Source organism: Brucella sp. IR068, assembly GCF_049065885.1.
Taxonomy (GTDB): Bacteria; Pseudomonadota; Alphaproteobacteria; order Rhizobiales; family Rhizobiaceae; genus Brucella; species Brucella intermedia.
Map to the genome: position 1 here is coordinate 200,093 of NZ_JBAKHE010000005.1, position 15,252 is coordinate 215,344.

Here is a 15,252-nt window from a genome sequence, read left to right on the forward strand (position 1 = left end):
TATCCTCTTTTCTCTCCAAGAACGGCAGACGTCTTTCCAGACTCACAACACATTCCGCTCTTTATTCGCTATATCATGTGGCGTGTCTGCTGCCATCCGTCAAGTTCTGGTTCGTCACCTTTACTTGAGAGTCTTTCAGTGACTGCAACGCCTCGTCCAGAATCGCATCCGGCAACGGCATCAGAAACGGACCTTCGGTGAACAGAAGCGCCGTTTCGACAATCCGCCCCGGATAGAGGGGAGCCAGCAATTCCCGATAAAGCGCAAGCTGCGCCCGATAGGCGAAAGGAACCGCATCGATGGTTTTCGGCGGCGGTCGATTGGTCTTGTAATCGACGATCAGCACCCGGGTCTCACCGACGCTGATGCGGTCGATCTGACCTGACACGGCATGATCGCGCCCGCCAAGCTCGATCGTGCCCATGATGGCAACTTCCCCGCGTGAGCCTTGCGCAAAGACCGGCGCGTAGGTCGGGTCGTCGAGAATAGTCCTGACGCTTTGCCATGCCAACTGCCGTTCCGTTTGGGGCCAGTCGGCAGCGATGCGGTCAAGATAGTCATGCGCAAGCGTTTCGCGGTCGGCCTGTGGCACATCGGGCAGATATTGCAGCAGCATATGGATCGCCGTGCCGCGCCGCAGCGCAAAGGCTGGCGACCCGTTGCCCGGTCCCAGAACCGGCGAAAACGTATCGAGCGGCGGTTCCTCGTCCGCTTCGATCAGGGCCGAAGCGCCCGACGGCGCCAGCGGACGCGGCAATCCGGTTTCCGGCTTTATCGGCCGCATATAGTCGCGCGGCAGCGAAGGCAGCGCATGATCCTCGGTCTTGTCCTGATCGACAATCTCGACCATTCCGCGCGGCGTGTTGCGATAGCGCCGTGCGGCAAGTTTCAACACGGGATGCACGAATGTCTCGGCCTTGGCGGCCAGCGCATCCTCGACAAGACGATGCCATGTCTCGCCGCTTTCGCGCGCGCCGCGATAGCCGCAGATGATGAGGCGATCCTCGGCCCGCGTCATGCCGACATAAAGCAGGCGGCGATATTCTTCCTCGGCCCGCGTCTTCAGCTTATCGATCTGCGCTGCCGTGAACCCGGTCTGGTATCCGGCATTGGGTTGCCAGAGATAGCCTTTCACTGGCGGATTACCGTCTGAAAAATCAAAGGGAATGAGCTTTGGCGCGCGGCTGCCGGTCCAGACCGCGCTTCCCGGATCGATCAGGAACACCACCGCCCCTTCCAGCCCCTTGGCGGCGTGGACGGTCATGATGCGCACCTCATTGCGGCCCTGATCGAGTTCGCGCTTGATTTCCGGCGATGCCGCATCCAGCGTTTCAAGGAATGCCTGCAAGCCCGGCAGACCGGCGCGCTCCGCGGAAAGCGCATAATTCTGGAATTCATCGATGATGTCGCCAGCCTCCGGCCCCAGCCGGGCCAGAAGTTTTCGCCGCGCACCATCCGCACTCAATATGCGCGCATAGAATTCGAACACCGGCATGGTATCGGCCATGTTGCGCCAGCGGCTCAGGGTCTTGTGCACCTCGGCCAGCGCCGCATCGCCACGCGAGACCTGATAAAGCCGCTCGAACAGCGTGAGGCTTGAGCCTCGCGGGTGCGCAAGCTCGAAAAGCTGATCGTCATCCCAGCCGAACAGCGGGCTTTTCAGAGCCGATGCCAGCGAAAGGTCGTCCGAAGGCTGCAACACGAAACGACCGAGCGCCATCAGGTCCTGAATGGCGATATGGCTGGTGAGCCGCAAGCGGTCGGCGCCTGCGACCGGAACGGACAGGTTTTTCAGTGCACGCGACAAGGCGGGCATGAACTGGTCGCGCTTTCGCACCAGAACCATGATGTCGCGCGGCATGATCCGCCGGTTCTGGCCCGGAATAATTTCGCCGCTATCCAGCCAATGGCGAATGGTGGCCGCGATCTGATCCGCGAGCCGCACAGCAGGCGCCGCCAGATGATCGACAGGCTCGCGCCAGTCATCGGGCTCTTCCACCTCTTCCGGCGTCAGCATGTCCCAGATTTCCACCTCGCCCGGCGCATCGGCGCGAATGGCTTCATGCACCGTTGCGCCCGCAAGGCCGCGATGAGCCTCGGGTCTGGCAAAAACCTCGTCCACCGCCTGCAGAACATCGGGGGCCGAGCGGAACGAGAAATTGAGGCTGACGCGCTCGAATTTCAGCTCCGCATCTTCCGCGCGCAGACTGACGGACCGTCCCTGTGCCGCGAAATCCTCCGGCACTGCGCCCTGAAACGAATAGATCGACTGTTTTTCGTCACCGACAGCAAAGAGCGTGCGGCTGATATTGCGCTGGCCGAGGCCGGAGAAAAACTCCTCCGACAACATGCGGATCACCTGCCACTGGTCGGGGCTGGTATCCTGCGCCTCATCGACCAGAATATGGTCGATGCCGCGATCAAGCTTGTATTGCACCCATTGCCCTGCTCCGTTGCGGGCAAGCAGCGCCACGGTCCGGGTGATGAGATCCTCGAAATCGAGCAGGCCGCGCTTTCGTTTGAGATCGTGATAGCGTTGCAGCAGATTGTCAACCAGCGTCAGCGCGGCCAGATTGAGCCGCACCAGACGCAATTCCTTCAACCGGTCGAGCCCCCGTTCGACACGCGCCGCCGCCGCGTCGAAATCCTCCTCGAAATCCGGCAGAAGTTTTTTCACCGCCGCCGAGCAGACATAGGAGCCGGATTTAGGCTCGCCCGTGCTTTTGAGAAATGCCGCGCGCAACACCGCTTCGCGGTCGCGCTGGCCCGTCACCTTGTCGAAACGGCGCAGTTGCAGCGCAAAATCCTGCGCACGCGACGCGCCCTTCTGGATCGACATGATGAGATCGAGCGCATCGTCGGAAAATTCCGGTATAGGCCAGAGATCGGCGAGGAGATCGTCTTCGCTGGTTTGCGGATCAAAGCCGAATGCCTGGTGCAAAGCTTCGCTGCGATGCGCGGTAACGCCCAGTTCGGCGATATAGGTCTGCAAACCATTGCGCCGGCTTACGGCTTCATCGAGAAGCGATTGCAGGCCCATCTCGCCGGCTGCCTGCAAGACATCGGCGAAGGCAGCCGCCAGTTCCATATCGCCGCCGCCATGCGCGGTTTCGAGCAACTGACGCCGCGCTTCACCGACGAGTGCGGCCTGCATCAGATCATCCATCATCTCGAAATGACCGGCAATGTTCGCCTCAAGCGGGAATTGGTGCAGGATCGCTTCACAGAAAGCGTGGATGGTCTGGATTTTAAGCCCGCCCGGCGTTTCCAGCGCACGCGCAAACAGCCGTCGCGCCGCCGCGAGACGGGCATCGCCCGGTCTGCGGCCTTCCAGTGATTTCAGACGTTCGGTCAGTTCTTCGTCGGGCAAGACGGCCCATTCGGAAAGCCGCATGAATACGCGGTTCTGCATCACCGCCGCCGCCGCCTTGGTATAGGTGAGGCAGAGAATCTTGGAAGGGTCGGTGCCTTCCAGCAACAGGCGGATAACCCGTTCCGTCAGAACATGCGTCTTGCCGGAACCTGCATTGGCCGACACCCAGACGGAAGCCGCCGGATCGGCGGCCCTGCCCTGCGCAAGCAATGTTTCCGGCGGAATATGGAGCTTCTTCTTCACGCCTCGCCCTCCCCGCCAGCATCGCCACCGGCGGACCATTCCAGCACCCGCGCCAGATGATCGTAATCGCCCGTCAGATCGGTTTCACGAAATGGCAGCGCACGGGAAAGATAACCTTTTTCCGGCTTTTGATACTCGGCCAGCAATTGCGCCAGCCGCTGCCAGGATTCCTCGCCAAGCGCCGGTGCGGTTTTCTCCGAGGGCGGTCGTCCGATCTTGAGGATCGACTCCGGCTTCACCTCGCCGCCCGCCTTGAGGCGTACGTAGGTGAGGTCCGAAGCGCGGACCGAGCCCAGTTCCCGGAACGCGCCGCGCACCAGAAGTGCGGCTTCCAGCGCGAGCTGCGGCGACAGCAGCACATGGGCCTGTCGGGGCGACGGTGTCGAGCCGGTCTTATAATCGATGATTTCGGCGGTACCGTCGCGCATCAGGTCGATACGGTCAGCACGGCCGGAAAGCGTGATTCCGAGCCCTTCCACTTCGCGCTTGTCGGAGGAAATCTCGGCAAAGCGGGTCTGGACATTATAGGCGCGCTCACGCTCCCAGGCCAGAAATTGCGGGATGAGCGCCGTGAAGCGCGGCCACCACACGGCCTCGATTTCCGTCGGCAGGTCCATATCGGCAAAAAGAATGCGACCGAGTTCCATCAGGCGGTCGGCGGCATCGGGCGCCAGCGGATCGATTGCCTCTTGCGTGAAATGACCCAGAATGTCGTGGAACAAAGTGCCGCGTTCAGCTGCAGCCGGGTCGCGGATCAGAGGCTCCAGCGGCCGCAGCTTCAATATCTTCTTGGCGAAGATCGCATAAGGGTCGCGGCGCAGGGTCTCGATTTCCGTCACCGAAAAATGCTTCGGCCTGGCAGCGACAGGAGGAGCGGGCTGCGGCCTTTTCACGAAAGGTACGTCTTCGGCCCGGTCGATTTCACGTGACCACTGGATGAAACGTGACCCGCGCCTGCGCATCTGCGCAGTGACATCGGCACCCAGCACCGTTTCAAGCCGCTGCAGCCAGCGCGAGGCAACCGTCGGCGCATTGTCGGAACGCTGTGAGCGCGTCAGCACGACATGATCCATGCCCAGCGCCATCTGGAAATCGTGGGCGGCAAGGCCGGTACGGCGTTCAGGCGGATCGAGCGCGATCATCGACTTCATCGGGCGCGACATGAACGGATCGTTGCGGGTGCGGGCAGGCCAGCTCCCCTCATTGAGACCGCCGATCACCACCGTATCCATGGTTTGCAGACGCGCTTCCAGCGCACCCCAGATGAAGAGACGCGGATGACCGCCCGGATGCGGCTTGACCGTCTCGCCCGCCATCAGCGCATCCAGCACGGCTGGCCATTCCGAAGCTTCGAAATCAAGCCCGGCTTCGCTTGAAACCAGACCGCGCAAAAAGGCGGCGAGCTGTTCCCCGCGTTCGCCGGAATAAAATGGCGCGACGCTGGCTTTTTCGTTCCGGGCAAGATTTTCCAGCGCCTCGACCGTGGCGCGGGCGATTTCGCCGATCTCGGTTCGGCGTCCGGCGATGACGAAAGGGGCGAGCGGCGCCACGGCTTTCGACAGGCTTTCGCAAAGATTTCGTGCCGCCGCGATCATGTCCGGCGTAACCGTGTCATGCCATGCCGGTTGCCACGTCTGGCTGGCGCTTTCCTCCAGCCGCCGGTCGAAAAATGCGGGAAGATCGAGCACGGAGGCCCGGCCCGTGCCACCGCGAAAGGCGATGAGTTCAAGCGTTTCTGCGGCAAGGCGTCGTTCGATACGGGGAGCTTCCAGCCGAAGCAGCGGATGCTTGACCAGCGCCAGCAGGGCAACCGGATCACCCGGATTGAAGACCGTCTCGACCAGCAGGCGCAGCAATGTCGTGGTTTCGACGTCGCGCAGATGCCGACCGCCGGAATCGTCGGCATCGATGCCGAAGCGGGCCAGTTCGCCGACCACGCGCCGCGCCAGATTGCGGTCGGCGGTGACGAGCGCCGCCGTCTTGCCTTCTTCATTGATCGCATCGCGCAAGGCGAGAGCGACGGCCAGCGCCTCCTCCCTCTCATTGGCGGCTTCGATCAGGTCGATCGTCTGCGCGGCAGCGTGCAGGCTGTCCGCCTCCATATCGAGCTTGCCCCATGCATCGGTCGTTTCCGCCGGGCGCAGCGCCTCGCTCACCACCCGCTCGCGCAGGCGTTTGGAAGTGGGCATGTCATCCAGATGTTCCACATCATCGCGCAAGGTCTGCATTGCATCCAGAAGCTTGCGCAAACCGAACTGCGGATGACCGTAAGTCGAGGGATTGTCGGTTGCCGATGCCAGCAGCTGCCAGGCTGCATCGTCGAGGTCGCGATCCAGCCCCGGCAGCACCACCGCGCCATTCGGCAAGTCCGCAATGGCGGAAATCAGTTCCGCAGTGGCGGGTATGGAACCGGTGGAACCGGCAACGATGACAGGACCGGCGGGCGGATGGGTGCGCAGCCGCTTAACTTCGCTCCAGATGAGATCGTTGCGATGCGCAGCCGGGTTTGAAAGCTTGCGCTCCGCCAGAATGTCAGGCCAGAGATTGGTGACGATATTGAGAAAGCCAAGCGTGACCTGCCACCAGTCGGCGAGGTCTTCCGGGGCAATCGTCGCAAGCTCGCTCCACTTCGCCCCATCGGTTTCGACCTGATCCATCAGGCCGGCCAGATCGCGGGCAAGCCAGATCGCATCGGAAGTGGTCGCCGGAACGGAAACGTCGTCAACGCCAAACAAGGCACGCACATGCGAGGGCAGCGATTCCCGCCACGGACGGATCAATCGCGCCAGAAGCAGAAGCCGTTCCGCCGTGCCGATTGGCGGATTGATATCGAACACGCCTGACGAACCGGCATTGAAGAAAGCGGCGTCCTCATCCACATCGCCCAACGGTTTTATCGTCGGCAAAATGGCGCTCTTTTTTTCCGACGCATTTCCGGATGCAAAACCGGACGCCACTCTTGCCGGAAGTACTTTAGCCGGATTCATATCGACCAAAATGGACCGCAAAGCACGCGCCGCACGGCGCGTCGGCACATAGATGGTCGCATTGGCCAGCGCCAGCGGATCGGAAGGATTGCCGGGAAAACCTTCTATCAGCCGCCCTTCCAGAAGCGCCCTGGCAAAAGCTGGCAAAAACGGTGTGCCGGGAGGAATTGAAAACAGGCGCTGTTTCCCATCTCTGGGTCTGCGTGCGCTCATGCGCTCCACCTCCTTATGCGAATGCGGTAAGCGCCGCCTCCGCCTCGCCGATTGCGTCCGGCGTGCCGACGGTCAGCCAGTGCCCGGTCATTGGCATACCATAAAGGCGACCCGCCGCAATCGCTTCATCAAAATAACGATTGAGCGAGGACACGACCGGCTCCGCGCCATTGAAGATGCGGGGATGGATGATCCCTGCTCCGGCATAGATCACCGGCTCGCCGGAGACATCACGCGCACGGCGTAGATGCCCGTTATCGTCGGCAACGAAATCGCCCTTGCCTTCATAACCGGTTTCCTGATCGAGACGCGCCGTCATCAGCAGAATATCCATCTGCTCCGCATCCCAGGCTTCAGCCAGCGCCGTGAGGTTGGGGGCTTTCTCGTCACCGACCCAGAATGTATCGGCGTTCAGAATGAAAAACGGCTGCGTTCCCAGTATCGGCAGCGCCTTCACAATGCCGCCAGCGGAATCGAGCAGCATGTCGCGTTCATCCGAAATCACGATCTCCAGATCGTTACGGTCCCGAAGATGCTCTTCAAGCTGGTCGGCCAGATAATGCACATTGACGACTGCGGTGCGAATACAGGCCTGTGCGGCCGCATCGAGGCCCCAGTCGATCAGGGGCTTGCCCGCCACCTTGACCAGCGGCTTTGGAATGGTTTCGGTGATGGGGCGCATGCGCTTGCCAAGACCGGCGGCAAGAACCATAGCCGTCTCCAGGGCCATTTTCGGCGTTCTCATTACGCGGCCTCTTCCTGCTGCATCAACCCCAATTCCTCAAACCATGCCGCCACGGGCGCCATGACCGGATGCTTCAGCACACGTCCGAGATAGTCGTGAATGCGCGGCAGATGCTCCAGATAAGCCGGCTTTCCATCACGCTCGTCAAGCCGCACGAAAAGCCCCAGCAGCTTGGCATTGCGCTGCGCGCCCATGGCCGCATAGGCCTTGCGGAACGAAGCCTCATCGAAGGCATGTCCAAGCGCACGGCGCTCATCGCAATAGGCTGCGACTACGGCCTGTTCCAGCTCCGGCGAAATCGTCACCCGCGCATCGAGCGCCAGCGAAGCGACGTCATAGGCTGCGGGCCCGATCATCGCATCCTGAAAATCGATGACACCGATCCTGTCCTTGCCTTGCGCCTCCGGGAACCAGAACAGGTTCGGCGAATGGTAGTCGCGCAGGAGCAGGCTCTTCTCGACATCGGCAATATCGGCGATCACGCGATCCCATGCCGCCTCGAAAGCTTGCTTTTCTGCCTCTGTCAGCTTTCTGCCCATCATGCGCGGCGCATACCACTGGCCGATCAAGCTGACCTCGATCATCATCGCGTCGCGGTCAAAACCGGCGATGATGTGATCAGGATAGCCGGCAACCGGCGCATGGTTCGGCCAGGTGATACCGTGCAGATGTGCCAGAAAGCGCCCGGCGGCTTCATAACGTTCAGCAACAGGTTCGCCGGACGCTGCCCGCACACCCTCGGTCCCCAGATTTTCGAGGATCAAAAGTCCTGCATCTATATCCATGGCACGCATTTGCGGTGCGCGAAAACCGTGCTTTGCGAGCAAACCATCAATTGCCACGAAAGCCTGAATGTTCTCTGCAATATGGGCAAGCTGGCGGTAGGATTTGCCATTACGTAACGGCGGATCATACGACATCGCTGGCGCGTTCATGAGAACTTCGACATCATCGACGGCACTTGCGATAAGCTCATATCTGCGTGGACCAGCATCTCCCTGGAAATAACGACGCGTCGCATCGGAACGGCCATGGCTGTCCAGAAATGCCCGAATAGCCCGCGAACGTTCCAGACGGCTGATGGCAGCTACAGGTCCCGACACGGCAATGCGCCGCCCTGCCCCTTCATGGCTCAGTGTGACGGCAAAAGACGGTTCCGGCAAAAACCCCTCGCCCTGCTCCGGCCATTCGGCCAGAACCACGCCATCCTCCATAAATTCCGGCAGTCCCAGCTCATCCAGTTCTTCGCCGTGCGAAATACGGTAAAGGTCGGCATGGGCGACCGGAATCCGCAAGGCCTCGTAACTTTGCACAAGCGTGAAAGTCGGGCTTGGAACGTCCAGTCCTTCATCGTCAGCGATTGCCCGGATGATCGCACGGGCAAGCGAGGATTTTCCCGCCCCCAGATCGCCGGAAAGCGTGACAAGATCGCCCTTTTGAAGCGCAAGGGCGAAATCTTCACCAAAACGCTGCGTTGCGGTTTCGTCGGGCAAGAAATAGCTGATGCTGGATTGTGAGGCGCTCATGGGCACCCTTTATCTTATTCGGCGGCGATGCGGAAGCTGCGTGTTTCCGATGGAAAACGGCAAATCACCGTTGTTCCGCGACCGGAACCCGTGTCGATATCCACCGATCCGCCATGCAGTTCGACAAAGCTCTTGACGATGGCAAGTCCGAGCCCGGCGCCGCGGCGGCGACCGCCATTGGGATAGGACTGGAAACGCTTGAAAACCGTGTCGAGCACCTCGCCCGGCATGCCCGGACCGTCATCGTGGACCGCGAAAACGATTTCCGATCCTTCGCGCGCCACCTGCAGCCGGATGCTGGAGCCTTCCGGCGCATAGTTCGTAGCGTTGGACAGGAGGTTGAAAAGCACCTGACGGACGCGGTTGGCATCAGCCTTGAACACGTCCACATCGTCGGCGATATCAATATCGAGACCGATATCGTGGTCGCGCATCCGCTCGCCTACCCGTGCGGCGGCAGCCGAAATCGCTTCCACGACGGAAACCTCGCCGACCTCCAGTTCCATGATGCCGGCATCGACGGTGGCAAGATCGAGAATGTCGTTGACGATGGTCAGCAATACCGATGACGAGGTGCTGATATGGTCGAGATATTCGATCTGGCGTTCGTTGAGCGATCCGAAAGCCGGGGTCTGCAACAGTTCGGTAAAGCCGATGATGTTGGTGAGCGGCGAACGCAACTCGTAGGAAACGTGCTGGACGAAATCGTTCTTGATCTGGTCGGCCAGTTCCAGCGCCTCGTTCTTTTCCTTGAGCGCCCGTTCGACGCGCACCGTGTCGGTGACGTCGATGAAGGTCAGCATCGTCTGGCCCTTGGGCAGCGGCACCACGGCAAAGGACAGAATGGTGCCATCGTCCAGTTCCACCTGGCCCATGCGCCCGTCGCGCTTGTCGAGGAAGCCGGTGACGGTGGAAACGAAATCATCCCACAGCCCGTCGCCGCCGCGCTCGCTGCAGATTTTGGCGATAGACGAAATATGCGTGCCTTCGACGATGAGCGGCATGGGCAGCGCCCAGAGATCGGCAAAGGACGGGTTGGAAAGCCGGATGCGGCCATCGGAGCCGAACACCGCCACGGCTTCCGCCAGATGGTCGAGCGTTTCGCCCTGCACCTTGATGAGCGTGTTGTAACGGCCTTCGAGTTCGAACTTTTCCGTCATGTTCTCGAAGAACCAGGTCACGCCGCCCTGCGGATGCGGATTGGCGACGACGCGCATGGTTCGCGTGTCCGGCAGGTGCCACATATGTTCCTGCGGCTCGACGGCGCGATAGGCGGAAAGCACTGAATCCTTCCATTTGCGCCATTCCGGCTGTTCGGGCAATTTTCCTTCCGAACGCAGGCGGTCGAGGATCAGCGTGTTGCTCGGCTGCGATTCCAGCCATGCCGTATCGAGCGACCAGAGCTTGGCAAAAGCCTGATTGAAGAATTGCAGCTTCATCTCGGGATCGAAAATCGCCACTGCCGTCGAAAGCTGGTCGAGCGTTTCGGCATGACTTTTCAGCGTGCGGTTCAGTTCCTCCCGCACCGCCTGCACTTCGGTGAGATCGACGCCAAGGCCAATGGAACCCGTTTCCGCGCTGACATCGGTCACGTTGAAAAGGCGGCGATCCCCATGCACGACAGCGGTCAGCTGTTCCTGCAGGACGGGCTCGGCAAAACGGTCGCGCTCCAGGCGCTGGCGTGCCTGCGCCCCGAAAAGCTCGCGCCCTTCGGAAATGACCTGGCTTGCATCCGCCATGTCGACCGCCTGCGCGTAGGCCGCATTGACCCAATCCACACGGCCAGCAGCATCGCGCGCCCAGACCGGCTGGTCGATCCGGTCGAGAAGACGGCGGAAAAGCTCGATACGCTCGGAAAATTCGCGGTTCTGCGCCTGCAATGCCGCGCGTTCCGCCTGCACGCCCTGGAGGCTGAGGAAACGGGCAACGGCAAAACCGCCGGAGGTGCGTCCCCGCACGTCGAGCAAGGTGCCGTTGACGGTTTCAACCGTAAGATCGAAAGACCGCGCCTGTTCGCGCAGCAGTCCAATGGCGCGCTCTAGCGCCACGACCGATTGCGGACGCAGCCAGCGGCCAAAGGCCAGAAAGGCGGAACGATCCTGCGGGGCGGCACTTTCGTCCGGCAGCAGTCCGACAACCTCGGCGCGCGTGCTGTGGCCGTCCCAGACCACGATGCGCTGATCCTTGAGGTTGAGCAGGGCTTCATTGCGCTGGGCGACGAGATTGAGATCGGCGAATTTGGAACGCAGTTCCTTGTTTTCTGCGGCAACGCGCGACCGTTCGCGGATCAGCCATCCGGCAGAAAGGAGAGCGGCGCCCATGACGCCGAGGAACATGGAAAACTGGATGACCTCGAAAGCGCCCACGCTGCCGCCGCCGAAGGGCAGGGCGATGCGGGTCGATTCTGCGCCTTGCGCAAAGGCGGGCATGGCAGCAAAAAGCGTTGCAAGAGAAACGGAAGCCTTCATCACGGCCTTTTTCGGAGAAAGCCATCCAAGCGGCTTTGCAACAAGGGCAGCAGGACGCCATTGCCTGCCAGTAACGATTGCGGAAACATTCCGCAAAATCCCCGTTGCGCCGAACTCTGGCATGTTGTCCTTTTCTCCGCCACCCGGCCATGAAAACTGCCGCAAAGGCAGACTGGCCGTATTAAAACACTTCAATACACATCAAAGCCTGACCATACGCACGCCGCCACAGTGCACGATGACCAACCCGTTTTGAGGTATTCCGGGGATGAATCGTCCTCTCGCTTCCCGCCACAACCGGCAAAAAACGCGCAACGCAAACACCCGCTCAAACACCTTGATTCGCCTACACAATACCCTTCCGGCGAATCCACGTGAAGCATCTTGCACGCAAAAAGAAAGACCGGGCGGTTTGTCAACCGCCCGATCTCAACATGTAGTGCAATGCTTAATGTATGGTTAATACCTGTAGTGTTCCGACTTGAAGGGGCCCTGTGGAGTGACGCCGATATAGGCGGCCTGTTCCTCGGAAAGCACAGTCAGCTTGGCGCCGAGCTTGTCGAGATGCAGGCGAGCGACCTTCTCGTCGAGATGTTTCGGCAGCACATAGACTTCATTCTTGTAGGCATCGGTGCGGGTGAACAGCTCGATCTGGCCCAGAACCTGATTGGTGAACGATGCCGACATGACGAAGCTCGGATGGCCGGTTGCGTTGCCCAGATTGAGCAGGCGGCCTTCGGAAAGCAGGATGATGCGCTTGCCGTCCGGGAACTCGATGAGATCGACCTGCGGCTTCACATTGGTCCATTTCAGGTTGCGAAGTGCAGCCACCTGAATTTCATTGTCGAAGTGACCGATATTGCCGACAATCGCCATATCCTTGAACTTGCGCATATGGTCGATGGTGATCACGTCCTTGTTGCCGGTCGTGGTCACGATGATGTCGGCGGTCGAAGCGGCGTCATCGAGCGTCACGACCTCGAAACCGTCCATTGCGGCCTGCAGCGCGCAGATCGGATCGACTTCGGTCACCTTGACGCGCGCGCCTGCACCGGCGAGCGACTGGGCGGAGCCTTTGCCGACATCGCCATAACCGCACACGACGGCAACCTTGCCTGCCATCATGACGTCGGTGCCGCGACGAATGCCATCGACGAGCGATTCCTTGCAGCCATACTTGTTGTCGAACTTCGACTTGGTGACGCTGTCATTGACGTTGATGGCCGGGAAGGGGAGGAGGCCCTTCTTCTGCAGCTGGTAAAGACGGTTGACACCGGTGGTGGTTTCCTCCGTCACGCCCTTGATGGCGTCGCGCTGGCGCGTGAAGAAGCCCGGCGTTTCAGCCATGCGCTTCCTGATCTGCGCGAAAAGCACTTCCTCTTCTTCCGAACCGGGGTTCGACAGAACGTCCTCGCCCGCTTCGGCGCGCGCGCCGATGAGGATATACATGGTGGCGTCGCCGCCATCATCGAGGATCATGTTGGATGGTTCGCCGTCCGGCCACTGGAAGATCTTGTCGGTATAGGTCCAGTATTCTTCAAGCGTCTCGCCCTTGATGGCGAAAACCGGCGTGCCGGTTGCGGCAATCGCGGCGGCGGCGTGATCCTGCGTGGAGAAAATATTGCAGGAAGCCCAGCGGACCTGTGCGCCAAGCGCCTGCAGCGTTTCGATCAGAACGGCGGTCTGGATCGTCATGTGCAGCGATCCGGAAATGCGCGCGCCCTTCAGCGGCTGCGACTTGCCGAATTCCTCGCGGGCAGCCATCAGGCCCGGCATTTCGGTTTCTGCGATGTCGAGTTCCTTGCGGCCCCAATCGGCCAGGCTAAGATCCTTGACGACAAAATCTTGGCTTGCGGTCATCGCGTGCTCCAATAAAAGGCAGTTCCAGCTCGATAAAGATGTAATCAGCCACCGGAATTGCATTCCAATGTGGGGCGGCTTTCCATGCGGGAAAGCGCTCCGGCTGGCGATCTGACTAGCAGATTGCGGGCCGAAGCACAACGCAATATAAAGAAATCTTTATACGTGCATATCAGGCAGGCTGGCCGGATGCTGGGTCGACGACCGTCAAAGGAAGATCGACCTGCAATATTTCCAGCATGCGGCGAAACCCGGAAACGGGATAGGCGTCGCTTTCCGTGACAAGGGCGACCGTGCGGCCTGAACCGCCGAAGGGTTGCGGGAGCGCGGCGATTACATCGTCTGCGGGGTCCAGAAACCGCCAGTCCGGACGCGCGGTCTCGAAGAACGATCGCAGCCATGGCAGATGGGTGCTGGAGAGGGTCAGCGTGTCGATGCGCGGATGGCTTGCGGCAATCTCATCGCAGAATGCGGTGACCTTCTGCCCGGTCTCATCCGGCTGCCGAAGAAAAGCACCGTTTTCCACCAGTTCCACCATCGCCGACGCATTGATCAGGGCAACGTCCTCCGGACGGTTGGCCTCGGCCCGGACAAAGCGCGCGAGCTCTGCGCTTTCGATCATGGAGCGCACGCCCATGACTGCAACCTTGCCGCTGCGGCTTACCGCAAATGCGGCGCGAACCGGCGGCGCAACACCGTGGACCGGCACGGCAAACTCGCTTTTCAGGGCGTCGAGAACCATGACCGAGGGCGCATTGGACGCAAGCACGATGGTTTGCGCGCCAAGGCCGGTCAGATAGCGGATCGTATGGCGCATGATCGAAAGCAGCTGATCGCGGCTTTTGGCGCCATAAGGAAAACTCGCCCGGTCGGCAAAATAGATGATGTCGCGCTGCGGCTGGCTGCGCCTTATCAGTTCAACCAGCGCGTAACTGCCGATCCCTGCATCGAAAACGGCCACCGGATCGTGGAGATTTCCCACGGCGGCAGCGGTTTCGTGCTTCAGCATTCTTCGCCGAACTTGTCGGCAATGAGCGTCTGGAGCGCGTCGAGCACGGCATCGGCCTGCTCGCCGGAAGCGCTCACATCAATGCAGCAGCCGGGCGATGCGGCAAGCATCATCAGGCCCATGATCGAGGTGCCGCCCACGGTCATGCCGTCCTTGCTCACGCGGACATGTGCGTTGTAGCCATCGACCAGCTGCACGAACTTGGCCGAGGCGCGGGCGTGAAGGCCGCGCTTGTTGACGATCTCGAAGGATCGGGAAACTGCGGTTTCGGGTTCGTATTGACCGGTAACGGGCACGCTGGAGTGCATGAATTACTTTCCTGTCAGGACCTGGCTCGCAACATTGATGTATTTGCGCCCCGCATCCTGCGCCTCGCGCAGCGCCGTCTTGATGTCGCCCCCGATGCGCACGCTCGACAGCTTGATCAGCATCGGCAGATTGACACCTGCGATGACTTCGACCTTGCCTTCCTTCATGACGGAAATGGCGAGATTGGACGGCGTGCCGCCGAACATATCGGTCAGAATGATGACCCCGCTGCCGTTATCGGCGCGCTCCACCGCGTCAACGATATCCCGCCGACGCTGTTCCATATCGTCTTCGGCACCGATGCATACGGTCTCGAAATTGTCCTGCGGCCCGACTACATGCTCGACAGCATGCAAAAACTCTTCGGCCAATCTTCCGTGCGTGACAAGCACGAGTCCGATCATACTATAAAAGCTCCCGTCGCGTGCCCGCCGCATCACCCCGCCAGAGTGTCAGATGGCACTGAAACCACGCCGGAAAAACGCCGGCGAGTTGTGCATCTTGGCAGCGCAAATCTTG

Annotated in this window: 9 protein-coding genes; all 9 read right to left on the reverse strand. The window is 60.7% G+C overall.

The genetic code is table 11. The features are described 5' to 3' along the window. Nucleotides 1-73: 73 nt before the first annotated feature. A complete protein-coding gene (gene addA, locus ACOWVS_RS10685; RefSeq protein ID WP_075041818.1) occupies nt 74-3,616 on the reverse strand; it encodes a double-strand break repair helicase AddA in 3,543 nt (1,180 codons plus the stop codon). Further along, nucleotides 3,613-6,816, reverse strand: coding sequence for a double-strand break repair protein AddB (gene addB, locus ACOWVS_RS10690; protein WP_075041817.1), 3,204 nt, complete (start codon nt 6,814-6,816; stop codon nt 3,613-3,615). The genes addA and addB overlap by 4 nt, the downstream gene beginning before the upstream one ends. A gap of 13 nt (nt 6,817-6,829) precedes the next feature. After that, nucleotides 6,830-7,561: a nucleotidyltransferase family protein gene (locus ACOWVS_RS10695; protein WP_075041816.1), complete on the reverse strand. Its 732-nt coding sequence runs from the start codon at nt 7,559-7,561 to the stop codon at nt 6,830-6,832. After that, nucleotides 7,561-9,087, reverse strand: a complete 1,527-nt coding sequence (tsaE, locus tag ACOWVS_RS10700) for a tRNA (adenosine(37)-N6)-threonylcarbamoyltransferase complex ATPase subunit type 1 TsaE (RefSeq protein ID WP_075041815.1) — start codon at nt 9,085-9,087, stop codon at nt 7,561-7,563. Before tsaE ends, ACOWVS_RS10695 begins: the two co-directional genes overlap by 1 nt. 14 nt (nt 9,088-9,101) lie before the next feature. After that, on the reverse strand, nt 9,102-11,555 hold the full coding sequence (locus tag ACOWVS_RS10705; RefSeq protein ID WP_245670648.1) for a PAS domain-containing sensor histidine kinase: 2,454 nt from the start codon (nt 11,553-11,555) through the stop codon (nt 9,102-9,104). Between the two features lie 459 nt (nt 11,556-12,014). Next, nucleotides 12,015-13,415, reverse strand: coding sequence for an adenosylhomocysteinase (gene ahcY, locus ACOWVS_RS10710; RefSeq protein WP_021587566.1), 1,401 nt, complete (start codon nt 13,413-13,415; stop codon nt 12,015-12,017). Between the two features lie 172 nt (nt 13,416-13,587). Then, entirely contained in the window at nt 13,588-14,424 is an 837-nt protein-coding gene (locus tag ACOWVS_RS10715; RefSeq protein WP_063619817.1) for a glutamate racemase, read from the reverse strand. Then, complete coding sequence (locus tag ACOWVS_RS10720) at nt 14,418-14,732, reverse strand: HPr family phosphocarrier protein (protein ID WP_025089868.1); 315 nt, start codon at nt 14,730-14,732, stop codon at nt 14,418-14,420. Before ACOWVS_RS10720 ends, ACOWVS_RS10715 begins: the two co-directional genes overlap by 7 nt. 3 nt (nt 14,733-14,735) lie before the next feature. Continuing rightward, complete coding sequence (locus ACOWVS_RS10725; RefSeq protein ID WP_006472522.1) at nt 14,736-15,137, reverse strand: PTS sugar transporter subunit IIA; 402 nt, start codon at nt 15,135-15,137, stop codon at nt 14,736-14,738. Between the last annotated feature and the right edge of the window lie 115 nt (nt 15,138-15,252).

What these genes read in the sequence shown, in the direction of transcription:
- addB (WP_075041817.1), bottom strand. Translation starts at nt 6,816, where the DNA reads ATGAGCGCACGCAGACCCAGAGATGGGAAACAGCGCCTGTTTTCAATT.
- ACOWVS_RS10695 (WP_075041816.1), bottom strand. Translation starts at nt 7,561, where the DNA reads ATGAGAACGCCGAAAATGGCCCTGGAGACGGCTATGGTTCTTGCCGCC.
- tsaE (WP_075041815.1), bottom strand. Translation starts at nt 9,087, where the DNA reads ATGAGCGCCTCACAATCCAGCATCAGCTATTTCTTGCCCGACGAAACC.
- ACOWVS_RS10705 (WP_245670648.1), bottom strand. Translation starts at nt 11,555, where the DNA reads ATGAAGGCTTCCGTTTCTCTTGCAACGCTTTTTGCTGCCATGCCCGCC.
- ahcY (WP_021587566.1), bottom strand. Translation starts at nt 13,415, where the DNA reads ATGACCGCAAGCCAAGATTTTGTCGTCAAGGATCTTAGCCTGGCCGAT.
- ACOWVS_RS10715 (WP_063619817.1), bottom strand. Translation starts at nt 14,424, where the DNA reads ATGCTGAAGCACGAAACCGCTGCCGCCGTGGGAAATCTCCACGATCCG.
- ACOWVS_RS10720 (WP_025089868.1), bottom strand. Translation starts at nt 14,732, where the DNA reads ATGCACTCCAGCGTGCCCGTTACCGGTCAATACGAACCCGAAACCGCA.
- ACOWVS_RS10725 (WP_006472522.1), bottom strand. Translation starts at nt 15,137, where the DNA reads ATGATCGGACTCGTGCTTGTCACGCACGGAAGATTGGCCGAAGAGTTT.